The organism is Nonomuraea sp. NPDC050227 (assembly GCF_044459705.1).
Taxonomy (GTDB): domain Bacteria; phylum Actinomycetota; class Actinomycetes; order Streptosporangiales; family Streptosporangiaceae; genus Nonomuraea.
This window is the reverse complement of record NZ_JBITJF010000018.1, coordinates 67,993-89,197: the sequence shown is the minus strand read 5'-3', so window position 1 is coordinate 89,197 and position 21,205 is coordinate 67,993. Positions and strand designations below refer to the sequence as shown.

Annotated in this window: 21 protein-coding genes; 11 read left to right on the top strand and 10 right to left on the bottom strand. The window is 73.1% G+C overall.

Annotation, left to right across the window (positions count from 1 at the left end):
* The first annotated feature begins 77 nt into the window (after nucleotides 1-77).
* Entirely contained in the window at nucleotides 78-593 is a 516-nt protein-coding gene (locus ACIBK9_RS48455) for a hypothetical protein (protein WP_397165969.1), read from the top strand.
* On the opposite strand, the gene ACIBK9_RS48450 is transcribed toward ACIBK9_RS48455, so the two are convergent.
* The 3 genes from ACIBK9_RS48450 to ACIBK9_RS48440 are packed head-to-tail and all read right to left on the bottom strand — an operon-like array spanning nucleotide 562 to nucleotide 5,956.
* A complete protein-coding gene (locus ACIBK9_RS48450) occupies nucleotides 562-3,978 on the bottom strand; it encodes a BTAD domain-containing putative transcriptional regulator (RefSeq protein WP_397165967.1) in 3,417 nt (1,138 codons plus the stop codon). The two genes, ACIBK9_RS48455 and ACIBK9_RS48450, sit on opposite strands and share 32 nt — an antisense overlap.
* 51 nt (nucleotides 3,979-4,029) lie before the next feature.
* Nucleotides 4,030-5,088: a lysylphosphatidylglycerol synthase domain-containing protein gene (locus ACIBK9_RS48445; RefSeq protein WP_397165965.1), complete on the bottom strand. Its 1,059-nt coding sequence runs from the start codon at nucleotides 5,086-5,088 to the stop codon at nucleotides 4,030-4,032.
* A 49-nt stretch (nucleotides 5,089-5,137) separates the two neighbouring features.
* Complete coding sequence (locus ACIBK9_RS48440; RefSeq protein WP_357998908.1) at nucleotides 5,138-5,956, bottom strand: PIG-L family deacetylase; 819 nt, start codon at nucleotides 5,954-5,956, stop codon at nucleotides 5,138-5,140.
* Nucleotides 5,957-5,994: 38 nt separating this feature from the next.
* Here ACIBK9_RS48440 and ACIBK9_RS48435 point away from each other — a divergent pair, with 38 nt between their 5' ends.
* The gene (locus ACIBK9_RS48435; protein ID WP_397165963.1) at nucleotides 5,995-7,077 is read left to right on the top strand and encodes a glycosyltransferase; all 1,083 of its coding nucleotides are present in this window, start codon (nucleotides 5,995-5,997) and stop codon (nucleotides 7,075-7,077) included.
* Here ACIBK9_RS48435 and ACIBK9_RS48430 read toward each other — a convergent pair.
* From ACIBK9_RS48430 to ACIBK9_RS48415, 4 genes are all read right to left on the bottom strand, one after another.
* Nucleotides 7,074-7,865 (bottom strand): NAD-dependent epimerase/dehydratase family protein, encoded by a 792-nt coding sequence (locus ACIBK9_RS48430; RefSeq protein WP_397165961.1) that lies wholly within the window; start codon nucleotides 7,863-7,865, stop codon nucleotides 7,074-7,076. The two genes, ACIBK9_RS48435 and ACIBK9_RS48430, sit on opposite strands and share 4 nt — an antisense overlap.
* A 31-nt stretch (nucleotides 7,866-7,896) precedes the next feature.
* A complete protein-coding gene (locus ACIBK9_RS48425; protein WP_397165960.1) occupies nucleotides 7,897-9,360 on the bottom strand; it encodes a DUF2079 domain-containing protein in 1,464 nt (487 codons plus the stop codon).
* A 115-nt stretch (nucleotides 9,361-9,475) separates the two neighbouring features.
* A complete protein-coding gene (locus tag ACIBK9_RS48420) occupies nucleotides 9,476-9,844 on the bottom strand; it encodes a hypothetical protein (RefSeq protein WP_352351928.1) in 369 nt (122 codons plus the stop codon).
* A gap of 89 nt (nucleotides 9,845-9,933) precedes the next feature.
* Nucleotides 9,934-10,497: a TetR/AcrR family transcriptional regulator gene (locus ACIBK9_RS48415; protein WP_397165959.1), complete on the bottom strand. Its 564-nt coding sequence runs from the start codon at nucleotides 10,495-10,497 to the stop codon at nucleotides 9,934-9,936.
* A 50-nt stretch (nucleotides 10,498-10,547) separates the two neighbouring features.
* On the opposite strand from ACIBK9_RS48415, the gene ACIBK9_RS48410 reads away from it, so the two are divergent.
* On the top strand, nucleotides 10,548-11,642 hold the full coding sequence (locus ACIBK9_RS48410; protein ID WP_397165958.1) for an FAD-dependent oxidoreductase: 1,095 nt from the start codon (nucleotides 10,548-10,550) through the stop codon (nucleotides 11,640-11,642).
* A 63-nt stretch (nucleotides 11,643-11,705) separates the two neighbouring features.
* Nucleotides 11,706-12,818, top strand: coding sequence for an SRPBCC family protein (locus tag ACIBK9_RS48405; protein WP_397165956.1), 1,113 nt, complete (start codon nucleotides 11,706-11,708; stop codon nucleotides 12,816-12,818).
* On the opposite strand, the gene ACIBK9_RS48400 is transcribed toward ACIBK9_RS48405, so the two are convergent.
* A complete protein-coding gene (locus ACIBK9_RS48400; protein ID WP_397165954.1) occupies nucleotides 12,788-13,342 on the bottom strand; it encodes a DUF1707 domain-containing protein in 555 nt (184 codons plus the stop codon). The two genes, ACIBK9_RS48405 and ACIBK9_RS48400, sit on opposite strands and share 31 nt — an antisense overlap.
* 179 nt (nucleotides 13,343-13,521) lie before the next feature.
* Here ACIBK9_RS48400 and ACIBK9_RS48395 point away from each other — a divergent pair, with 179 nt between their 5' ends.
* The gene (locus tag ACIBK9_RS48395; RefSeq protein ID WP_397165953.1) at nucleotides 13,522-14,454 is read left to right on the top strand and encodes an anti-sigma factor RsbA family regulatory protein; all 933 of its coding nucleotides are present in this window, start codon (nucleotides 13,522-13,524) and stop codon (nucleotides 14,452-14,454) included.
* A gap of 10 nt (nucleotides 14,455-14,464) precedes the next feature.
* Nucleotides 14,465-15,604, top strand: a complete 1,140-nt coding sequence (locus tag ACIBK9_RS48390; protein WP_397165952.1) for a low temperature requirement protein A — start codon at nucleotides 14,465-14,467, stop codon at nucleotides 15,602-15,604.
* Here the strand turns inward: ACIBK9_RS48390 and ACIBK9_RS48385 are convergent.
* Entirely contained in the window at nucleotides 15,601-15,894 is a 294-nt protein-coding gene (locus tag ACIBK9_RS48385) for an aldo/keto reductase (protein WP_397165950.1), read from the bottom strand. The two genes, ACIBK9_RS48390 and ACIBK9_RS48385, sit on opposite strands and share 4 nt — an antisense overlap.
* Complete coding sequence (locus ACIBK9_RS48380) at nucleotides 15,891-16,241, bottom strand: MerR family transcriptional regulator (RefSeq protein WP_358287935.1); 351 nt, start codon at nucleotides 16,239-16,241, stop codon at nucleotides 15,891-15,893. Before ACIBK9_RS48380 ends, ACIBK9_RS48385 begins: the two co-directional genes overlap by 4 nt.
* Before the next feature lie 216 nt (nucleotides 16,242-16,457).
* Between ACIBK9_RS48380 and ACIBK9_RS48375 the strand changes: the two genes are divergently transcribed.
* The 5 genes from ACIBK9_RS48375 (at nucleotide 16,458) to ACIBK9_RS48355 (ending at nucleotide 21,118) form a co-directional block, all read left to right on the top strand.
* Nucleotides 16,458-17,075 carry a DUF998 domain-containing protein gene (locus tag ACIBK9_RS48375; RefSeq protein WP_352327172.1) on the top strand — a complete coding sequence of 206 codons (618 nt, stop codon included), beginning with the start codon at nucleotides 16,458-16,460 and terminating at the stop codon, nucleotides 17,073-17,075.
* Nucleotides 17,076-17,185: 110 nt separating this feature from the next.
* A complete protein-coding gene (locus ACIBK9_RS48370) occupies nucleotides 17,186-17,644 on the top strand; it encodes a universal stress protein (RefSeq protein ID WP_352327171.1) in 459 nt (152 codons plus the stop codon).
* Between the two features lie 96 nt (nucleotides 17,645-17,740).
* Nucleotides 17,741-18,988, top strand: coding sequence for an APC family permease (locus tag ACIBK9_RS48365; RefSeq protein WP_397165948.1), 1,248 nt, complete (start codon nucleotides 17,741-17,743; stop codon nucleotides 18,986-18,988).
* Between the two features lie 92 nt (nucleotides 18,989-19,080).
* A complete protein-coding gene (locus tag ACIBK9_RS48360) occupies nucleotides 19,081-19,584 on the top strand; it encodes a TrmH family RNA methyltransferase (RefSeq protein ID WP_397165947.1) in 504 nt (167 codons plus the stop codon).
* Nucleotides 19,585-19,720: 136 nt separating this feature from the next.
* Nucleotides 19,721-21,118: a methionine--tRNA ligase gene (locus ACIBK9_RS48355; protein ID WP_397165945.1), complete on the top strand. Its 1,398-nt coding sequence runs from the start codon at nucleotides 19,721-19,723 to the stop codon at nucleotides 21,116-21,118.
* Nucleotides 21,119-21,205: the final 87 nt, after the last annotated feature.

Here is a 21,205-nt window from a genome sequence, read left to right as displayed (position 1 = left end):
CACCGGCTGCAAGTAGCCGACAACCACCCCTCAACCATCCCGCCCTATACCTGAACTGAGCAAAAGGGGTGTTGATCATGTCGTCGAGAAGTGCGGTGGTCCTGGCCGGCGGTACCGCCAACGCGGTCAAGCTCTTCGTGGCCGCGCTCGCCTTCACCAGCGCCTACGTCGGCTTCTCCGCCTACAGCAGCGCCGGATCGGCCGCCGAGCCGGTGCGGACCGTCACCCTCTCGGCCCGCGAGCTGCCCATCACCGCCCCGGCCCGGCAGAGCGCCCCAGCCCGCGCGGGCGAGATCGCCCTCAGCGCCCTGACCGGCGGCGCCCCCGGCTGCGGCAAGTCGTTCCTGGCCCGCGGCCTGCTGGTCAACCCGCGCCCCGGGACGACGGTCCTGTACCGCTGGCGGCTGTCGCGCTGGAGCCCGGCGACCGGGACGTGGCGCACCTACCTGGCCGACCACTCCGGGTTCGCCGGCGGCAGCCGGAGCGTGGAGTGGCAGCCGCAGATCTCCGGCAACGCCGGGTGGTACCGGGTCGAGCTGATCGCCCGGCCCGGCGGGACCGTCACGAGCGAGCGTTTCCAGGTGAGCTGCTGACCGACCGGCGCGCCGCCTCCACCCAGCGCGGCACGCCCACCCGCTGGGCCACCTCAAGAGCCTTCTCGTAGTGCTCGCGGGCCGCGTCGGGCTGGCCCAGCCGGATGGCCAGGTCGCCCAGGGTCAGCGCCACCGGCCACAACGCCACGACGCCCGTGCCCGCGCCGGCCACCCGGTCGGCGAACGGCTTGAGCTTGTCGTAGCAGTCGACCATGCGCTCGCGGTCGTCGAGCAGCATGCCCGCCAGCGCCCGCCAGGTCATCACCAGCTCGTAGAGGAAGTCGGGCCGGACGGGCGGGCGGGTGGCGGCCACGGCCCTGGCGTCGTTGAGGTGCCCGGCCGAGGCAAGGGCGAGGGCGTAGGCGTCGAGCGTCCACTTGGCGCCGCGCTGGTGGGCCGCCGCCAGCAGGTCGACGGTCTCGGCCGCCCGGCCGTCGACCAGGTGCAGGCAGAACGCGGTGATCAGCGGGAGGTCCTGGCGGCCTTCGAGCATGCCGGCCCGCGCGGTCATCCTGGCGGCCTCGCGGTAGGCGCGTTCGGCGCCCGCGTAGTCGCCGGCGATCATCAGACGCTGACCGGCGTACCAGACGACGACGGCCGCGGGGGCCGACAGGTCGTACTGCTTGGCCAGGCGGTCGGCGGCGGCGGCGTGCTCGTCGGCGACGGCGAACTCGCCCCTGGCCGCCGCGCACTCCAGCAGCACCAGGTGGGCCAGGGCCTGCGTGGCCATCTGGCCCGAGCGCTGGGCGACCTCCAGCAGCTCCCTGCCGATGCTCTCGCGGGTGTCGACCGCCGGGATGTCGTAGGACTGGCGCAGCCGGCCGCTCAGCGCCGCCGCGATCAGCGTTGGGTCGCCGCTCTGCCGGGCCAGCTCCAGCGCCTCCAGCGACGCCTGCCGCCCGCGCTCGGGCGCGGAGGAGCCCTCCAGCTCCAGCGCCAGCGTGGTGAGCAGGCTCGCCCGCAGGCGCTGCTCGCCCGCGGGCAGCTCCATGAGCGCCTTCTCGGTGACGTCGACGATCTCCCACGCGGTACGGGTGAAGTCGCGCGCCATGCCCTTGTGCGGCACCGCCAGCGACGCGGCCACCTTCGCGGTGATCTCCAGGTCGCCGAGCGGCAGCGCGGCGTCCATGGCCTGGCGGCGCAGCAGCCTGGCCGCCGTCATGTCGCCGCACAACGCCAGCGCCTTGATCTGCCGCAGCATCAGCCGCAGCCGCTCCTTGGCGCGCTGTGGCTCGGACTCGCGGCCCTTGTCGTCCTTGCGCGGGCCGCCGCGGTCGAAGGCCGCGATGGCCTGCTCCCACAGGGTGGCCGCCTCGCGGTGGGCGAAGCGCCGCTCGGCCTGCTCGGCCGCCAGACCCGCGTAGTGGACGGCCTTCTCGGCGGCGTCGGCCAGGAAGTAGTGGTGGGCCAGCGCCGCCACGTCGGAGGACGTGCGCTGCTCGATCACCGCGGCGACGGCGGCGTGGAGGCGGGTGCGGCGCAGGCGGGAGGCGTCGGAGTAGATCGTGTCGCGCACCAGGTCGTGGTCGAAGCGCAGCAGCCCCGGGCCCGGCTCGGTGACCAGCCCGGCCAGCAGCGCGGCCTCGACCGCCTCGATCACCGCCTCTTCGTCGCCGGCGACCGTGACCAGCACGTCGAGGTCGACGTCGCGGCCGATCACCGCGGCCTGGAGCAGGATCTGCTGGGCGCCGGCGGGCAGCCGCGAGATGCGCCGCCGCAGCACGTCGCGCACGCCCGAGGGCACGCGTGAGAGCACCTGCGTGGCGCTGGCCCGGTCGGCCGCGCCCTCGGCGTCGAGCAGCCGGACGGTCTCGCGCACGAAGAACGGGTTGCCGCCGGTGCGCTCGACGATGGACTCGACCGCGTCCTCGTCGATCTCGCGCACGCAGGTGGCCTTGACCAGCTCGGCCACGGCCTTGGGGTCGAGGCCGGACAGGCCCACGCGCAGCGGCTCAAGGCGGGCCAGGGCGGCCAGCACGTCGGACTGGCGGTCGTCGAGCTCGCTCTCCCGGCACGTCACGACCAGCAGGACGCGGCTGGTGGCCAGCAGGCTCGGCAGCGCGCGCAGCAGGGCCAGCGTCTGGTCGTCGGCCCAGTGGAGGTCCTCCAGCGTGAGCAGCACCGGCGCCCGGCGGGCCACGCCGGCGAGGTAGCCGCCGACCGCGCGGTGCAGGCGGAAGCCGCCCGAGACCTCGTCCTCGTCGGGGTCGGGGGCGGTGTCGTCGAGCAGGGGGGCCAGGAGCTGGGCGTACTCGCCGGCGCCGGTCGTGCCGATCAGCGAGCGCAGGATCTCGACCCAGGCCCAGCCCGGCGGGGTGGCGCTGGAGTCGGGGCAGGCGCCGGAGGCGGTGATCCAGCCGTCGGCGCCGAGGCGGCCGTCGAGCTGGCGCAGCAGCGTGGTCTTGCCCGCGCCCGCGACGCCGGTCACGATCGCGACCTGGAAGCGGCCGGTGCGCGAGGCGGCCGTGGTCAGCCTGGCCAGCTCGGCGTCGCGGCCGACGAACGGCTCGGGCTCCAGCGGCGGCGGCTCGACGTGCGCGGCGGCCGGCCGGGGCGGCCAGGTGTCGGTGACCGGGGCGGGCCGGGCGGGACGCGGCGGCGCGGCCAGCTCTAGCTCGGGGGCCTGGGCCAGGATGTCGGACTCCAGCTTGCGCAGCGCGGGCCCGGGGTCGATGCCCAGCTCGTCGGCCAGCATGTTCCTGGCCCTGCGCAGCGCGGCCAGCGCGTCGCCCTGCCTGCCGCAGCGGTAGAGGCCCAGCGCCAGCAGCCGCCAGCCCTCCTCGCGCAGCGGGTGCTCGGTGGTCAGCGCCTCCAGGTCGGGGACGGTCTCGGCGTGCAGGGCCAGCCGCAGGCCGGTGTCGGCGTGCCGCTCGCGGGCCACCAGACGCAGCTCGGCCAGCCGGTTGACCTCGGCCTCGGCCCAGGGCTGGTCGGCGAAGTCGGAGTAGGGGGTGCCGCGCCACAGCCCGAGCGCCTTCTCCAGGCGGCCGCGGGCGGACTGCGGGTCGCCCTCTTCGAGGTGCTCGCCCGCCGCCCTGACCAGCTGCTCGAAGCGCAGCGCGTCGACCTGCTCGGCGGCCACGCGCAGCGCGTAGCCGGAGGCGACGGTCACCAGCAGGCGGTTGGGGCCGCCGCGCGGCCGGCCCGGTTCGAGCACCCTGCGCAGGCGGGAGATGTAGACCTGCAGGCCCGACTGGGCGCCCTTGGCGGCGTCGTCGTCCCACAGGTCGTAAAGAAGCGTGTCAACCGGTACGACCTGACCTCTGGCCACGAGAAGTCGGGCGAGGACGGCCCGCTGCCGCAACCCGCCGAGGTCGAGTTCGTCGTCGTGTTCGTACGCCTCGACTGGCCCCAGAACCCGGAACGCCACCATGTCAGCCGCCACGCTATGCGTGCTTCCGAAGGGCGCACAAGGTCTTTGATGGCTTTGGGATTGTCACTGCGGGGCCTTCGAGATCGCGGACGGGGGTTCCGCGGCGGCGTTCCGGCCGTTGCGCCTGCGCAGGAGCGCCCACGCGCCGAGCGCGAGACCGCCGAACGGGATCTCGATAGTGTAAGTCCAGAAGCCGAAAAGTAGTGCTGTCGCGACGGCCGGAGTGCCCGGCACGCCGAACGTGATCAGCATCGCGGCGACCCCGCTCTCCATGATCCCGGCCCCGCTGGGCGTGATCACGGCGCTGGTGAGCACCCGGGACAGCGCGAAGACCGCGATCGACTGGGCCAGGCCAGGCCAGGCGCCGGTGGCCGTCATGCAGGCCGCCATGATCGCCCACTGGAAGCCCAGGAAGAACACCATGCCGAGCGACAGGCCGAGCGCGCGCGTGCGGACGATCTCGATGGTGTCGGCGCGCAGCCGGTGGAAGGCCTCGGAGGCGTGCACCTTCAGGCGCAGCAGCCGGGTGAGCCCGTCGAGCGCCCGGCCGAGCACGGCGGCGGCGCGGTCCCAGTAGAGGGCGACGGCCACGATGAGGCAGAGCACCAGGATGGAGATCGCGCCCGTCCAGCCCGCCCTGACGAACGCCGGGTCGAGCACCTCGCCCGCCATGAGCAGCGCGATGATGCCCACGGCCGGCAGGATGAACCTGAACAACGTGTTCCAGATGCCGCTGACCAGCGTCATCACCACGATGGGCCGGTTGGCGAAACCCCAGCCCCTGGTCATGGCGAACGACAGCGCCACCCCGACCGCGCCGCCGAACGGCAGCAGGTTGCTGACCGCGCTGCCCGCCGCGTTGAGCGCCAGGCCCTGGAGGTTGTTCAGCCCCGGCAGCGAGTTGGTCAGCACGAACGTGTACGCCAGCAGGCTCAGCAGCCACAGGGCCGTCATCAGCGCGATCTGGCCGAAGCTGAGCGCCCCGAAGACCGCGCCGATCTCGCGCCAGGAGACCGGCTTGCCGGTGAGCGCGTGCACGATCTGCGGCAGGTAGACCACGAGCAGCACGGCCAGCCCGAGCGACAGGACGGACAGGGCGATCTGGAGCGGCTTGTTCTTCATCGCCCACCAGTCTGACGGGTCGCCGGAGCCGGCACGTCACCCTCAGGTGCTACTTCGGCCATGGGTCGAAAGGGTGAGTGAGACGAGTGCCGGGGGGCAGGTCGCGGCGTACGAACCACTCGGTGCCGAAGACCAGGCGGTAGAGCGGGCCGGGGACCTTCAGCATGACGGCGAGGGTGCGGTCGCTGTCGCCGCCGCTGGCCTGGGACGCGTGCGCGGCCATCGAGGCGCGCTTCTGCCGGGCGTAGCGGCGGACGTTGACCCGGTGGGTGATCGTGTCGCTCGCCGAGTACGCGCTCTCGAACGTGCGCACGTCGAACTCCGGCGGGAACTTGTACACCCGGCCCGCCATGCGCAGCAGCCGCACCAGCGGGTCGCGGTTGACCGTCGCCTCCAGGACGATCTCCGTGCCCGCGATCTGCGCCGCCCGCTTGCCCACCCGGTGGACCTGCACGTGGTCGGGGTGCCCGTAGCCGCCGGCCGGGTCGTAGATCGACAGCAGGTCGGCCTTCTCCTCCTCCAGGATCGCCGCGAGGGCCCTGGCCGCCGCCTCGGTGTCGGCGTCGATGAAGGCGTTGTCGGGCCGCTCCTCGGCGACGCCGCCCTTGGGGCTGAGCCCGGAGTCGCCGTAGCCCAGGCACTCGACGCGGGCGCAGCCGAGCAGCGCGGCCGACTCGTAGAGCTCCTTGAGCCTGGTCTCGCGCAGCTCCTCGCCGGGGCCGATCTCGGCCAGGCCGCGCTCGCCGGCGGTCGCGACCACGAGCACCACGCGGTGGCCCTCGGCCGCGAGCATCGCCATGGTGCCCGCCGTGAGCAGGGCCTCGTCGTCGGGATGGGCGTGGAAGAAGACCGCGGTACGTGGAGGCACACGCCCAGATTAGTCTGGGAGGGGTGCGGATCTTTCACGTGAGTGACTGTTACCTGCCGCGACTCGGGGGGATCGAGGTCCAGGTGGCCGACCTGGTGCGGGCGCAGCGCGAGGCCGGGCACGACGTGGTCGTGGCCACGGCGACCAGGGGCGAGGCGCTGCCGGGCGTGCGCAGGGTCGTCGCCAGGATGCCGTTCGACCTGCCGGTGCATCCGTTCGGAGTGGGGCATCTCACTCGGGGCATCTCCGTCGTCCGGCCCGACGTGGTGCACGTGCACACCGGCGCGGTCTCGCCGTTCGCCTGGATGGGGGTGCGGGCGGCGCGGCGGGCGGGGGTGCCGTGCGTGGTCACCGTGCACAGCATGTGGGACCCGGTCACGCGGGGGCTCTACCGGCTGCTGCGGCTGGCGTTCGGCTGGCAGCGCTGGGGGCTGGTGGCCACCACGGTGAGCACCGCGGCGGCGGTGCCCATCAGGGCGGTGGCCGGGCCCGGCGTGCCGGTGCGGGTGGTCTCCAACGGCCTCGACCTGTCGGGCTGGGCGCCCGCCCCCGGCGTGCCGGCCGGGCGGGCGGAGGTGCACGTGGTGGCCGTCGGCCGGCTGGCGCCGCGCAAGCAGCCCGTACGGCTGCTCAGGCTGCTGCGGGCGGCGCGGGCGCGGGTGCCCGCCGCGATCCCGATGCGCGCCACGATCGTCGGCGACGGCCCCGCGCGCGCCCGCATGGAACGTTTCCTGGCCGAGCACGGCATGACCGGCTGGGTGTCGCTGCCGGGCCGCTATTCGCGCGAGCAGATCGCCAAGCTGCTGGAGTCGGCCGACGTCTTCGTGGCCCCGGCGCCCCGGGAGTCGTTCGGCATCGCGGCGCTGGAGGCGCGGGCGGCCGGCGTGCCGGTGGTGGCCAGGGCCCAGAGCGGCGTCGCCGACTTCGTCAAGGACGGCACCGAGGGGCTGCTCGGCCGCACCCTGGACGACCTGGCCGGGGCGGTGGCGCGGCTGTGCTCCGACGCCGGGCTGCGCCGGGAGATCGCCGCCCACAACCGCTCGACGCCGCCCGTCGCGGGCTCGTGGGCCGGGGTGCTGGAGGGGTTCGACCGGGCCTACGAGCAGGCGATCGCGCGTTAGGCCAGGCCGCCCCTGCGCAGCGTGTACTCCGGCGCGGCGAAGTCGCCGCCCTGCGGGGTGTCGTCGGTGAAGAAGGCGGCCGGCGTGCCGGTGACGCGGGCGGCGTACGACTCGGCGTCGTCCTCGGGCTCGTAGCCGAGCTCGGGGGAGAGCAGCCAGAAGCGGCGGGCGTTGGCCGAGACGGCGTAGGCGGCCAGGAAGCGCAGGCCGGGCGTGGTGACGGCGGCGTGCACGAACCCGGCGCAGTCGCGCGGGCTCAGCCAGGTCGCCAGGTGGCGGACGTCCTTGGGCTCGGGCTCCAGGCTGCCGATGCGCAGGCAGACCACTTCGAGGCCGAACTTGTCGGCGTACAGGCGGCCGAGGGCCTCGACGGCGGCCTTGCTGACGCCGTACAGGCCGTCGGGGCGCGGCGGCAGGTCGGGGGAGATCGTGGCGGTGGCCGGGTACATGCCGGTCAGGCGGTTGCTGCCGGCCAGCACCACGCGCGGCACGCCGGCCAGCCGGGCCGCCTCCAGCACGCGGTGGGTGGTCAGCACGTTGCCGTCGAGCAGGTCCGGCAGGGGGGCCTCGTCCGGCACCCCGGCCAGGTGCACGATCGCGTCGGCGCCCTTGACCAGCGCCACGGTCTCGGCCAGGTCCGACAGGTCGGTGCGGACGGCCTCCTCGCCCGGCCCGGCCTCCATGGGCGCCCGGTCGGCCAGGACGAGCCTGGTGGCGGACCGGCGGAGCCGCTCGCGTACGGCACCGCCCACCATCCCGGCTGCGCCGGTGAGCACGATCATCTTCATGCCGACATTGTGCGGCATCGGGCCGATGCGGTCAGTTGCGCCGGAGAACGACGTACCCGTCGCGTTCGAACACCTTCGTGTACCCCTCGGTCTGGAGCTGCTCGACCCGGTTGCGCTGGTCGTCGGCGGAGCCGAAGGGGAACTCCCAGCGGGCGGTGTCGGCCACGATCCACGGCGCGCCGCGCGGGGCCGCGCTCCACAGCAGGACGGTGGTGCGCGAGGACAGCGCCGGGCCCACGGAGTTGACCGCCTCGACCGTCACCCCCGAGGGCACCCTGCTCACCGCCTCGGCCGCGGCGGCGGCCTTGTCCTCCTTGTAGAAGGCCGGATGGTAGAGCTGGTCGAGCGCGAACCTGGGCACCAGGGTGAGAGCGACGGCGCAGGCCGCGGCGGCCCAGGCCAGCTTGAGCCCCTGCCGGTCGGCGCGGCCGGTCCAGCGCAGCAGCCTGGCCAGGCCGTCCACGCCGGCGCAGAACAGGATCAGCACGGTGAACGCGCTGTACTGGAAGTCGGCCTGCCACCACTGGGGACGGTCGGACAGCAGGCGTTCGAGCACGTGCGGCAGCGCCGCCAGCGACAGCGGCGACAGCAGGCACAGCAGCAACGTCGGCCAGGCCAGCAGGAACAGGGTGTCGACCTTGGCCTCGTCGCTGAAGGGCAGCAGCAGGGTGGCGAGCGGGTCGCGCAGCATCGCCAGCAGCGCGGCGGGCGCGTCGGGGCCGAGGTGGCCGTAGGCCCAGAAGTCCTTGCTGTCGCCGCCGAAGGAGGTGATCAGCAGGCCCCGGACGAGCACGACGGCCCCCGCGCCGACCAGCGCGCACACGAGGCCGCGCAGGCGGTCGCCGACGACGAACAGGTACAGCCCCGCCCCGATCACCAGGAGCCCCATGTCCTCCTTGACGAGCAGGAGCCCGAGCATCGCCAGGAACGCCGGCAGCACGCGTCCGGCGTGGTAACGCTCGATCATGATCGCGGTGAGCAGCGGGACGAACATCACCTCGTGCGCGTCGAAGGCGACGGCCTGGGCGATCGGCCACGACAGCGCGTACGCCACGGCGACCAGGTAGGCGGGCCCGGCGCCCAGCACGCGGCGGGTGAACAGCCACAGGAACGGGATCGCCCCCGCGAACAGCAGCGCCTGGGCCACGATGAGCGACTCGGGCCCGTCGTGCACCCAGTAGAAGGGCGCGAGCAGCGCGTAGATCGGGGAGAAGTGGTCGGCGAGCTGGAGGTAGTCCGTGCCGCGCTCGTGGAAGACGCCGAGCACCGGCACGTACGGCGGCCGGAAGCGGGCGTAGTTGCGCACCGCCTGGTCCACGATCACCAGGTCGAACGTGGTCGCCCGGAAGGTGGCCAGCTTGACCAGCCCGAGAACGGCGTACGCCACCGCGGCGAGCAGCGCGATCGCGCCGACCCGCACGCGGTGGCGGAAGAGCACTCTGGCGGGGAGTGCGGTGCCTGCCGGAGGCCGTGCGATCACCGTTTCGTCGGTCACGGCAGCAAGCGTAAGGGGATCATCCGGTCCTGTCCGTACCCCGTACCGGCGGACCGGATGAGGCGGTCACCGCGCCGGCCTGCCCCCCGCAGGCGGTGCGGCGACCGCGGACCGGTCAGGAGCAGGCGGCGGTGATCTTCGAGGTGAAGCCGCTCATCTTGCCGCTGAACTCGGTCGTCTTGCTGATGTCGCCGCTCTGCAGGCTCTCGAAACCGGCGGCGAAGTCGTTCAGGGCGGCCGCGACGTCGCCGTCGTACTTGCCGGCGAGCTCCTTGGTCTTGGCGGCGGCGGCCTTGGAGGCGTCCCCGACCGCCGCGGCGTCCGTGGCGTTCTTCGTGATGGCGCCGCTCCACTCGGTGGTGATCTTCGAGAGCTCGTTGACGGCGGTGTTGCAGTCAACGGCCTGGCCGACACCGCAGGCGGTGGACAGAGCGGCAAGGGAGATCGTCGCGACTGCGAGGGCGAGTCGGCGAGGGGGAGTCATTTTTGGTGCCCTTCGTTGGTTTTCCGTACGAGGAGGACATTAGCGATCTCTGGTTGATCCCCGCTTGCACGCCACTAACATTCCGGCCGTCAGGTGGGTGTAAAACCGCGCAACAGCCCGTGGACGACCTCCTCGGCGTCGGGCATGGGCAGGTCGAGCAGCCCGCGGTAGGTCACCAGGCCGGCGAACAGGTCTGTGAGGAGGTCCAGGTCGGCGTCCGGGGACAGCTCGCCGCGGTCGATCGCGCGCTCGTAGACGACCCGCGAGCGCCGCATCCGGGTGCGCATGCCGGTGCGGACGATCTCGGCCACGGCGGGGTCGCGGCCGGCCTCGCCGTACATCTGCCTGGTCAGGCGGGCGACGCCCGGGTGGCCCCACAGGGCGAGGGTGTCGGAGACCACCACGCGCAGGTCGCCTGCGAGCGAGCCGGTGTCGGGGACGGCGACGTGCGTGTCCATGAGCCCGCCGATTGATTCGAGCAGCATGTCGCGTTTGGTGGCGTAGCGCCGGAACACGCTCGCCCTGCCCACGCCTGCCGCTTTGGCGACGTCGTCCATGGTGAAGTCGAGGCCGTGGGAGAGCAGCAGCTCGGTGGCGGCCTGCCTGATGCGGTGGTCGACCGTGGGATCGGGCTTGCGGCCGCGCGCGGACATTGTGATACTCCCAGTATCTGATACTTGCAGTCTCTTAAAGTGGGGCTTCTATGAGGGTAATCGTGGCGGGGGCCGGGGTGGCGGGGCTCGCGGCGGCGCGCGGGCTGCTGAACGCGGGTCACGACGTCGAGGTGTACGAGCAGGCGCCCGAGCTGCGCACGGCGGGCGGATCGGTGACCCTCTGGCCCGGCAGCACGGCCATCCTCGACGAGCTCGGCGTCGGGTACGCGGGCCTGGGACGGCGGCTGGAGACCATGGAGTCGTGGGCCGACGACGGCCGCCGGCTGGTCACCGTCGATCTCACCGCGGCCGAGCGGCGCTACGGGCATCCGTGCGTGCATGTGGCCCGGCGCGAGCTGGTCGAGGCGCTGTCGGCGGGCCTGCCCGTCGTCTACGGCGCGGGCGTCGAGCACGCCGAGCCGGAACGGGCGCAGGCGCGGCTGACAGGCGGCCGTACCGTGCGCGGCGACCTGCTGGTGGGGGCCGACGGCCGCAGGTCGGCGGTGCGCCGCGCCCTGTGGGGGGAGGACCCGGCCGCGTTGAGCGGTTGGGTCACCTGGCAGGGCTTCACCACCGCGCCGACCTCGTTGACGCACTCCCGCCGGGCCGTGATGATCGCCGGACGGCGGGAGCTGTGCGGGCTGATCCCGGCCGGGGCGGGCCGGTTGTTGTGGTGGTTCGACGTCCAGGCGTCGCCCGGGGGGCCGTTCTGGCAGGACGACCCCGACATCGTGCCGCGGCTGCGCGAGCGGTTCGGCGGCTGGGCCGACCCGGTGCCCGCGGTGCTGGAGACGACGGAGGACGTCGGCTTCTTCCCGCACCACCGGCAGGCGATCCCCCGGGTCTGGGGCAGGGGCCCGACCACGCTGGCCGGGGACGCGGCCCACACCATGCCGCCCACCATGGCCCAGGGCGCCAACCAGGCCCTGGAGGACGCCTGGCTGCTGACCCGCTCGGCCGGCGGCGACCTGCGCGCGGACGAGCGGGCCAGGGCGCGGATCGCGCGGCGTCCCGCCATGATCGCCGGCACGGAGGTGACCAACCGGCAGCGCTCGTTCACGGGCCTGGTCCCCGACTGGATGGCGACCAGGATGCACATGGCGTCGCTGCGCAGGTTCAGCACCTACCTCTTGACAGCCTCGTGAAGGCCGCCGGACGATGTCGCATATAGAGCAACTCGGTGCGTAATACGCAACAAGGGGTGTCGGTTGACCACCACGTCGAGCTTGATCTCCACGCTTCCCGGCCGCTCCTACACCGACCCCGACCTGTTCGCCGAGGAACAGGCCAAGATCTTCGAGAGCATGTGGTTCTGCGCCGTGCGCGCCGGCGACCTGCCGAAACCGGGCGCGTTCCGGACCGTCCAGGTGGGCACGGAGAGCGTGCTCGTGGTGCGCGGGCGGGACGGGCTGCTGCGCGCCTTCCTCAACGTCTGCCGCCACCGCGGCGCGCGGCTGTGCGTGCAGGAGCGGGGCGAGGTCAGAAGGACGATCAGGTGCGCCTACCACGCCTGGTCCTACGACCTGGACGGCAGGCTGGCCGCCGCCCCCAACCTGGCGAAGATGCCCGACATCGACCGCGTCGAGTACGGCCTGGTCCCGGTGAGCCTGCGCGAATGGCTGGGGTACGCCTGGGTGTGCCTGGCCGACGAGCCGCCGTCCTTCGAGGACACCGTCACCGCCGCGGCCACCGAACGCCTGGGCGACCCGGCCGCCATCGAGAACTACCACGTCGACCGGCTGGCCCTGGGCCGCCGCGTGGTCTACGACGTCAAGGCCAACTGGAAGCTGGTCGTCGAGAACTTCATGGAGTGCTACCACTGCGCCACGATCCACCCCGAGCTGGTGGCCGTGCTGCCCGAGTTCGCCGGCGGGTACGCCGCCCAGTACTACGTGGGCCACGGCGCCGAGTTCGCCGAGCGCGTCGAGGGCTTCACCGTGGACGGCGGCGCGGGCTTCGGCCGGCTCCCCGACGTGGCCCCGGAGCAGGACCGCCGCTACTACGCGATCACCGTCAAGCCGCAGGTGTTCGTCAACCTGGTGCCCGACCACGTGATCCTGCACCGGATGTTCCCCATGGCCGCCGACCGCACGGTCGTCGAGTGCGACTGGCTCTACCACCCCGACGTGGTGGCCTCCGGGGCCGACCTGACGCCCTCGGTCGAGCTGTTCCACCGGGTCAACGAGCAGGACTTCGACGCCTGCGAGCGGACCCAGCTCGGCATGGGGTCACGCGCCTACCGGGCGGGCGGCGTGCTGGTGCCGAGCGAGCACCACATCTCGGCCTTCCATCAGTGGGTGAACCAGCGCCTGCGCGGATAGCGCACCCGCAGGCCGCCGTACTTGGCCCGGCCGCCGACCACCAGGTAGAGGACGCCGGGCCGCCGCCTGCCCGGCACGTCGCCGACGACGGTCTGGCCCCAGTCGGTGCGGAAGGCGTCCACGTTCACCACGGCGCCCTCCGGCACGGTGATCCTTGCGGAGCCGTAGTCCAGGTCGAGTTCGAGGTCGACGACCGGGTGGGGGATGACGGCCCGGGACAGGTCGAGGTCGACGCCGCCGTACTTGGAGGAGATCCGCAGCCGCCGCGGGACGGCCCAGTCACCCGAACGGCGCACGTGCCCGCTCTTGGACTCCAGCTCGACCACGTCGTCGGCCGGGGCCGCCGGGGCGGGCAGATCGGTGGTCAGGCCGAGCAGGTCGCCGTAGGTCCTGGCGGTGAGCGCCAGCCCGAGCCGGTCCTCCAGCTCGGGACGCGTCAGGCGGCCCTCGGCGAAGGCGTGCTGGAGCCGCTCCGCCGCGCGCTCCCGGTCCTCGTCGGAGACCCGCATCTGCATTTCCGACATGTCCCGAGCATAGGTTCGCGGCGGTCAGAACGGGAGGCGTCGCCCGGAAGGGGTCCGCAGATCGAGGTGGGAGTACCGGCGCCCCCGCGGGGGCCTGCGCACGAGCTGAAGTCGCTTCACGCCCTGTAAATACCCATTTGATTGTCTAAGAGTCCTCATGCGGAGGTACCGTGTGCCTGATGTCGGCGGACCCTTTCGTGCATCCGGCCCTCTTCTACCGAGGTGAACCGGAATATGTGGCTGCCACCACGGCTTTCGTGCGCGAGGGGCTGGCCGCCGGGGAGCCTGTGGCGGTGGCCGTGCCCGCCGCGAACCTCGCCAAGATCGAGGCTGGGCTGGGCGCCGACGCGGCCCGGGTGACCATGCTCGACATGGGCGTGGCGGGCCGCAACCCGGGGCGGATCATCCCGGCCGTGCTGCGGGCCGTCGCCGACCGGCATCCTGACGAGCACGTACGGATCATCGGCGAGCCGATCTGGCCCGGCCGCTCGGCGACCGAATACCCGGCCTGCGCCCAGCACGAGGCACTGATCAACCTGTCGTTCGCGGGGCGGCGCGTCACGATCCTGTGCCCGTACGACCTGGCGGGGCTGACGCCCGAGGTGCTGCGCGAGGCCGAGCGCACCCACCCGGTGCTGCGCGACGCCTCCGGCGAGCGGACCAGCCCCGGCTACGCGCCCGACGAGGTCGTCGCCCGGCACAACCAGCCGCTCCCCGAGCCGGCCGCGTGCGTCTCGCTGCGCTTCGACCACACCAACCTGGCCTCGGCCCGCATCCTGGCGGCCGGCCAGGCCAAGGCGGCGGGCTTCGGGGACGACCGGCTCGACGACATCCGGCTCGTGGTGGCCGAACTCGGCGCCAACAGCCTCGACTACGGCGGCGGCGCCGGCCTGATCAGGGTCTGGATCGAGGACGCGCGGCTGGTCTGCGAGGTCGCCGACGGCGGTCACATCACCGATCCGCTGGCCGGGCGCCTGCCCGTCGAGGCGCGCCGCTCCGGCTCGCGCGGCCTGCTCATCGTCAACCTGCTCGCCGACCTCGTACGCGTCCACAGCCGCCCCGGCGCGACCGCGGTCCGGGCCTACTTCGACCTGCCGGCCTCCCTGGTGTAGACATCGGAGGATGATCCGGCTACGACCCATGCGGGCGCGCGACGCGGGCGAGTCCCACCGCGTCGCCACCAACCTGGAACTCTTCTTCGACCTGTGCTTCGTCGTCGCGGTCTCGTTCGCCGGCTCCCAGCTCCACCACGCGCTCAGCGAAGGCCACCTGGCCCAGGGCGTCCTCGGCTACCTGACGACGTTCTTCGCCATCTGGTGGGCGTGGATGAACTACACCTGGTTCGCCTCCGCCTACGACAACGACGACTGGCTGTTCCGGCTGACCACGCTGGCCCAGATGGCGGGCGTGCTGGTGCTGGCCGCCGGGGTGCCCAGGGCGTTCCAGGAGCACGACTTCCGCGTGGTCTACGCCGGATACGTCATCATGCGCCTGGCCATGGCCGCCCACTGGCTGCGGGCCGCCTGCGGCGACCGTCCGGGCCGGCGGACGGCCGTGCGGTACGCCGCCGGCATCTGCGTCGCGCAGGTCGGCTGGATCCCGCTGCTGGTCGTGCCGGGGGAGTGGTACCTGGCGGCGTTCGCGCTCGGCGTGCTGCTGGAGCTCGCGGTGCCCGTGTGGGCCGAGCGGGGCAGCCCGACCGCCTGGCACCCGCACCACATCGCCGAGCGGTACGGCCTGTTCACGATCATCATGATGGGCGAGAACGTGCTGGCCGCCACGGTCGCCTTCCAGGCCGAGGCGCGCACCGCCGGACTGCGGCCCGAGCTGATCGTGCTGGCCCTGGGCGCGCTGGTGATCGCCTTCGCCATGTGGTGGCTCTACTTCGACCCGCCGACCGCCGAGATCCTCGACTCCACCAGGCGCGCCCTCCTCTGGGGGTACGGCCACTACGCGATCTTCGCGGCGGTCGGGGCGTTCAGCGCCGGGGTCGAGGTGAGCATCGACCACGCGTCGGGCGCGTCCCACCTGTCCGCCACGGGCGCGGCGCTGGCCGTGTCGGTGCCCGTCGCGGTGTTCCTGTCGATGCTCTGGCTGCTGCACGTGCGGCCCCACCGCTACGGGGCCGCCGACAGCGCGGCCTTCCTGGGCGCGGCCGTGCTCGTGCTGCTGTCCGCGCTGACGCCGGCGCCGATCCCGCTGACGGCGCTCGTCCTGGTCGCGCTGGTGGTCGTGACCGGCGCGACCAGGCGCGCGGCCTAGCGCTCGACCTCCGACATGCTCGGGTAGCGGGCGCCCCGGACGGCGTCCGCGGGCACCGCCCTGGCCAGGGCGTCGAGCTGCTCGGCGGTCAGCGTGACGTCGGCCGCGGCGGCGTTCTCCTCCAGGTACGCCAGGCGTTTCGTGCCGGGGATCGGCACCACGTCGTCGCCCTGGGCCAGCAGCCAGGCCAGCGCGAGCTGGGCTCTTTCTCGTCGCCTTGGCCGTAGAACTCCGACATGCCCATGCAACCCAGGCCGCGGGCCGCCGGTCCCCAGAACGCGCGTCTTCACATCCGCTCCCGATAGTTGTCGATCTTGAGGTCGAGGACGTCCATGTCCGCGCTCAGCTCGGCGATCCTGGCCCGGACGCGCTCCCGGTGCAGCTCCAGCATGGCCAGCCGCTCGGCGGAGGTGTGCTCGCCCATCCGGCGCAGCTCCGCGTAGCGGCACATGTCGGCGATGGGCATGCCGGTGGTCCGCAGCTTGGTGAGGAAGTCCAGCCAGCGGAGATCCGCCTCCGCGTAGTCGCGATGCCCGCTGACGTTGCGACCGACCGAGTGGATGAGTCCGATGCGCTCGTAGTAGCGCAAGGTGTGGGCGCTGAGACCCGAACGCTGGGCGGCCTCTTGGATCGTCATGTATCCAGAGTCACCCTTCGAGTGCACTCCAAGTCAAATCGAGGGTGCCGCCGACTGCACCCACCCTGAGGAGGCAGACCCTACCCAGGGTCGTCTTCCCGCAGGTCACGGGCTCGTCCCCGGAGTTTGCCGACCAAGGTATTAGGGGACGGATCAGGGCCCGCTGGGGGCTCATCTCCGATGCCGGTCAAGGTCGCCTTACGCGAGCTTTAAGGCATGAGGGGATTGCTTGTCAGCGGATTCACGGCCATCGGCACCGGAGCCGGCGCGATGCTCACCTTGCACGCCGAGGCGGGCCTCGACCCGTTGCACAGCGTCATCAGCGAGTACGCCTTCCAGGCGTCCGGATGGCTGCTGCCGGCCTCGCTGACGCTGTTCGCCGTGGGGTCCGGGCTGATCGCCGAGGCGCTGCGCCGCTCGGGCGCCAACCGCTGGGTCGTCGCGCTGCTGGTGGCGTGGGGGGCGAGCATGTTCCTGATCGGGGCCTTCCCGACCGACCGTCCCGGGGTGCCGCTCTCGTTGTCCGGAGGCATCCACCGCTACGCCGCCTTCGCCGCCTTCCTGGTGATGCCCGCCGCGGGTTTCCTGCTGGCCAAGGCCAGGATCCGGTACGCCAGAGCGATGCGCGTGCTGAGCGGCGTGGCCCTCGGGGCGCTGTTGCTGGTCGTGGTCCCGTACGTGGTGCGCATGTTCGGCATCCCGCTGAGCAACGACGACATCCCGGCGGGCCTGACCCAGCGCGTGGTGGTCGTGACCGAGATCGGCGTGCTGGCGCTGGCGGGCCTGTCGATGCTCAGGCCGGCGGCCCGGCGGGTGTCGGCCGTGCTGGCGTGACGCCTGGACGGTTCGCGAGGGGCGGGATGATCTTCCCGTCCCTTTTCGCGTGAGAACGGTCCGCTCCTGGAAAGAGGAAGGGCTCTGACCTCGCCCAAGGAGCTGTGAAGATGACCATTTTGATCGCCTACGACGGTTCGGACGACTCCAAGGCCGCCATCGAGTTCGCCGGACGGGCCGTGCAGGACAGGTCCGCCGTCGTGCTGACCGTCTGGGAGCGGCTGGCGATGACCTCCGCCCGCGCCTCCGCCGGGCTCATGATGACCCTCGACAACACCGCGGCCGAGGACGAGGCGATCGGCCAGGCGATGACCGAGCTGGCCGGGCACGGCGCCGAACTGGCCCGCGAGGCCGGCCTCGACGCGACGCCGCGGTGCGACCTGGACTCGGTGGCGGTGTGGTCGACCATCGTGGACGTCGCCGACGAGATCGACGCCACCCTCATCGTCACCGGCACGCGGGGACTGGGCGGCGTGCGATCGCTGCTGCTCGGCAGCACCTCGGACCGCGTCCTGCACCACGCCCGGCGTCCCGTGCTGGTGGTCCCGGGCCCCGAGGCGACCTCCTGACGGACCCGGCGGCGAGGATGTCGGTGGCGTGCGGCAGAGTGGGGCCCTCGGGATCTCCTGACCGGTGACCCGATCAAGGTCAGTGAGGGGGGAGGCATGGCCGAGGGCCTGGCGCGGCGGCTGGGCACCGGCGACGCGGTCGTCGTCGGGCTGAGCGCGATGATCGGCGCGGGCGTGTTCGCCGCCTTCGCCCCGGCCGCCGCCGCGGCGGGCGGCTCACTGCTCGTCGCCCTCGCGATCGCCGCCGTCGTGGCCTACTGCAACGCGACCTCCTCGGCCCGCCTGGCCGCCCTCCATCCCGAGTCCGGCGGCACCTACGTCTACGGCCGGCGGCGGCTCGGCCCGCTGTGGGGCTACCTGGCGGGCTGGGGCTTCACCGTCGGCAAGACGGCCTCGTGCGCCGCGATGGCCCTCACCTTCGGCTCGTACGTCGCCCCCGGCGCGGCCCGGCCGCTGGCCGTCGCGGCGGTCGTCGCGCTCACGCTGCTCAACCTGTTCGGCGTCCAGCGTTCGGCCGCGGTCGCCCGGGTGATCGTCGTGCTCGTGCTCGCCGTGCTGGCCGCGGTGATCGTCGCCGGGCTGGCGGGGGAGCGGCCGCCCGGAATGCCGGGCGCGGGGCTGCCCGGCGCGGGCCCGTGGGGCGTGCTCCAGGGAGCCGGGCTGCTGTTCTTCGCGTTCGCCGGATACGCCAGGATCGCCACGCTGGGGGAGGAGGTGCGCGATCCGGCCCGTTCCATCCCGCGGGCGATCGGCATCGCCCTCGGCGTCACGCTCGTCGTCTACACGCTGGTGGCGGTGGCCGCCCTGCGCACGCTCGGGGCGTCCGGGCTGGCCGGGTCCGCGGCGCCGCTGGCCGACGTCGTGCGCCGGGCGGGGGCGGAGTGGCTGGTGCCGGTCGTGGGGGCGGGGGCGGCGGTGGCCTCGCTCGGGGCGCTGCTCGCGCTGCTGCTCGGCGTCTCCCGTACCGTGCTCGCGATGGCCAGGGAGCGTGACCTGCCGGGCGTGCTGGCCGCGGTCGACCCGGAGCACCGGGTCCCGCGCCGGGCCGAGGCGGCGGTCGGGGCCGCGGTGGTCGTGCTGCTGCTGGTGGCCGACCTGCGCGGCGCGATCGGGTTCTCCTCGTTCGGGGTGCTGGTCTACTACGCGATCGCCAACGCCTGCGCGCTGACCCTCTCGCGGGCCGAGGGCGCGCCGGTCAAGGCCGTGCCGGTGCTCGGGCTGGTGTTGTGCCTGGTGCTGGCGTTCACGCTGCCGGTCGCCTCCGTGCTCGCGGGGGTGGCCGTCTTCGCCGCGGGGCTGGCCGTCTGGGCCGTACGCCGTCGCGCGAGCGGCTCGCGGGCGTAGACTGGGCGCGATTCCTCTCGACGATGGCCCGGGCGTGCCGACGAAAGCGCCCTTCCCGTGAACGTCCGCGTAAGGAACCTCCGCCCGGCCGCATGAGCGGCATCCGGGTGCGCACCCGCAGAGAGCTCCAGGCCCAGCGGCGGCGCAGGCGGCCCCGATGCCTCGGCCATCTCACCGTCGCCCCCTTGTGGCCCATGCACGGCGTCAACCTCGGCACCCTGCTGCGCACCTGCGACGCGGCCGGCGCGTGCCTGGCCGTGCCCCGCCTGCCCTGGGTGCCCGAGGCGCTGGCCAGGGGGAACACCCTCCGGGCCGGAGCATGCGTCCACTGGGTCGATCCGCTGCCCTGGCTGGCCTCCCGGCGCGACCGCGTGCTGGGCGTCGAGCTGGCCGAGAACGCCATCAGGCTGGCCGACCTGCCCATGGCCCGCGAGCCGACCGTCGTGGTGCTCGGCCACGAGGCCACCGGCATCCCCGGCGAGGCGCTCGACCTGCTCGACGCCGTGGTCGAGATCCCGATGATCGGCACCGGGGCCAGCCTCAACGTGGCGGTGGCCGGGTCGCTGGTGCTCTACAAGCTGGCCGGGCTGGCCTGACGCCGGGTACGATGGCGAGCATGACGATCAGCACGGTGATGATGGCCCCGTAGGGGGTTTCACCGACGACGTCCTGTTGAGGCCCTGCGACCCGGGGCCTCTCGTCGTGTCGGGGCCCCTTTCCGGGAGGCGACCGATGTACATCACGACGACCCTCCCCTACGTCAACGCCCGCCCGCACCTCGGGCACGCGCTGGAGCTCGTCCAGGCGGACGTGCTGGCCAGGCACCACCGGCGGCGCGGCGAACCCGTGCGGTTCCAGACCGGGACCGACGACAACTCGCTGAAGAACGTGCTGGCCGCCGAGGCCGAAGGACTGCCGGTACGGGAGTTCGTGGACCGCAACGCGGCCGCGTTCGAAGGGCTGCGCGAACCGCTCGACCTGTCCTTCGACGCGTTCGTCAGGACGAGCAGCCACCCCGCGCACCGCGCCGGGGTCGAACGCATCTGGAAGGCCGTCGAAGGCGACCTCTACCAGCGGCACTACGAGGGGCTCTACTGCGTCGGCTGCGAGCAGTTCTACCCCGAGGGACCCTGCGCGGAAGGTCACGAGGCGCCCCTGCAGGCGGTCTCGGAGCGCAACTGGTTCTTCCGGCTCTCCCGCTACCAGGACGCCCTGCTCGACCTCATCCGCGGCGGCGGCCTGCGCATCGAGCCGGCCGCCCGGCGCAATGAGGTGCTGGCGTTCGTCGAGGCGGGGCTGGCCGACATCAGCGTCTCGCGGTCGGCGGCGCGCGCCCGCGGCTGGGGCATCCCCGTGCCGGGGGATCCCACCCAGGTCGTGTACGTGTGGTGGGACGCCCTCGCCAACTACGTCACCGCGCTGGAGGGGGAGGACCACGAGCGCTGGTGGGTGCGCGAGCCGGACAAGGTGCACCTGGTCGGGAAGGGGGTGATCCGGTTCCACGCCGTCTACTGGCCGGCGATGCTGCTGGCCGCCGGCGAGCCGCTGCCGTCGCAGATCTTCGTGCACGACTACCTCACGGTGAACGGCCGCAAGATCAGCAAGTCGTCCGGGACGGCCGTCGACCCGGTGGCCCTGGTGGACGCGTACGGCGTGGACGCGGTGCGGTGGTGGCTGCTGCGCGAGGTGCCGCGCGTGGGCGACGCCGACTTCACCGAGGGACGCCTGATCGCAAGGGCCGACGAGGACCTGGCCAACGGCGTGGGCAACCTGGTCAACCGGGTGGCCACGATGGTCCACCGGTTCCTGGACGGCAACGTGCCGGAGGTGCGCGAGGAGCTCGGGCCGGGCGACGTGCACGGCGCGCTGCGGGACTTCGACTTCCGCCGGGCCGCCGGAGCGGTGTGGCGGCTGGTGGAGGAGGCGAACAGGTACGTCGAACGCGTCCGTCCGTGGCAGCAGGCCGCCGGCGAGCGGGAGGCGTCGCTGGGCGTGCTGGTGGGGGCGTGCCGGACGCTGGCCGTCCAGCTGGAGCCGTTCCTGCCGACGGCGGCGGCGCGGGTGGCGGCGGCGGTGTCGGGGGAGCGGCTGCCGAGGCCGGAGCCCCTGTTCCCGCGCCTGACCCGGTGAATCCCGACATGTGCCGACGCGCCGATCGGGCTTCGCCGTGGACGGTTGACGGTGCGGCAGGGGCGGCCTACGTTGGGCGCACTTACT

Excerpts from the sequence above, each read along its gene's own strand:
- ACIBK9_RS48360 (WP_397165947.1), top strand. The coding sequence starts at position 19,081 with ATGAGCGGCATCCGGGTGCGCACCCGCAGAGAGCTCCAGGCCCAGCGG.
- ACIBK9_RS48445 (WP_397165965.1), bottom strand. The coding sequence starts at position 5,088 with ATGAAGAACAAGCCGCTCCAGATCGCCCTGTCCGTCCTGTCGCTCGGG.
- ACIBK9_RS48355 (WP_397165945.1), top strand. The coding sequence starts at position 19,721 with ATGTACATCACGACGACCCTCCCCTACGTCAACGCCCGCCCGCACCTC.
- ACIBK9_RS48395 (WP_397165953.1), top strand. The coding sequence starts at position 13,522 with ATGTCGGCGGACCCTTTCGTGCATCCGGCCCTCTTCTACCGAGGTGAA.
- ACIBK9_RS48380 (WP_358287935.1), bottom strand. The coding sequence starts at position 16,241 with ATGACGATCCAAGAGGCCGCCCAGCGTTCGGGTCTCAGCGCCCACACC.
- ACIBK9_RS48410 (WP_397165958.1), top strand. The coding sequence starts at position 10,548 with ATGAGGGTAATCGTGGCGGGGGCCGGGGTGGCGGGGCTCGCGGCGGCG.
- ACIBK9_RS48390 (WP_397165952.1), top strand. The coding sequence starts at position 14,465 with ATGATCCGGCTACGACCCATGCGGGCGCGCGACGCGGGCGAGTCCCAC.
- ACIBK9_RS48400 (WP_397165954.1), bottom strand. The coding sequence starts at position 13,342 with ATGTCGGAAATGCAGATGCGGGTCTCCGACGAGGACCGGGAGCGCGCG.
- ACIBK9_RS48370 (WP_352327171.1), top strand. The coding sequence starts at position 17,186 with ATGACCATTTTGATCGCCTACGACGGTTCGGACGACTCCAAGGCCGCC.
- ACIBK9_RS48430 (WP_397165961.1), bottom strand. The coding sequence starts at position 7,865 with ATGAAGATGATCGTGCTCACCGGCGCAGCCGGGATGGTGGGCGGTGCC.
- ACIBK9_RS48455 (WP_397165969.1), top strand. The coding sequence starts at position 78 with ATGTCGTCGAGAAGTGCGGTGGTCCTGGCCGGCGGTACCGCCAACGCG.
- ACIBK9_RS48375 (WP_352327172.1), top strand. The coding sequence starts at position 16,458 with ATGAGGGGATTGCTTGTCAGCGGATTCACGGCCATCGGCACCGGAGCC.
- ACIBK9_RS48365 (WP_397165948.1), top strand. The coding sequence starts at position 17,741 with ATGGCCGAGGGCCTGGCGCGGCGGCTGGGCACCGGCGACGCGGTCGTC.
- ACIBK9_RS48415 (WP_397165959.1), bottom strand. The coding sequence starts at position 10,497 with ATGTCCGCGCGCGGCCGCAAGCCCGATCCCACGGTCGACCACCGCATC.
- ACIBK9_RS48420 (WP_352351928.1), bottom strand. The coding sequence starts at position 9,844 with ATGACTCCCCCTCGCCGACTCGCCCTCGCAGTCGCGACGATCTCCCTT.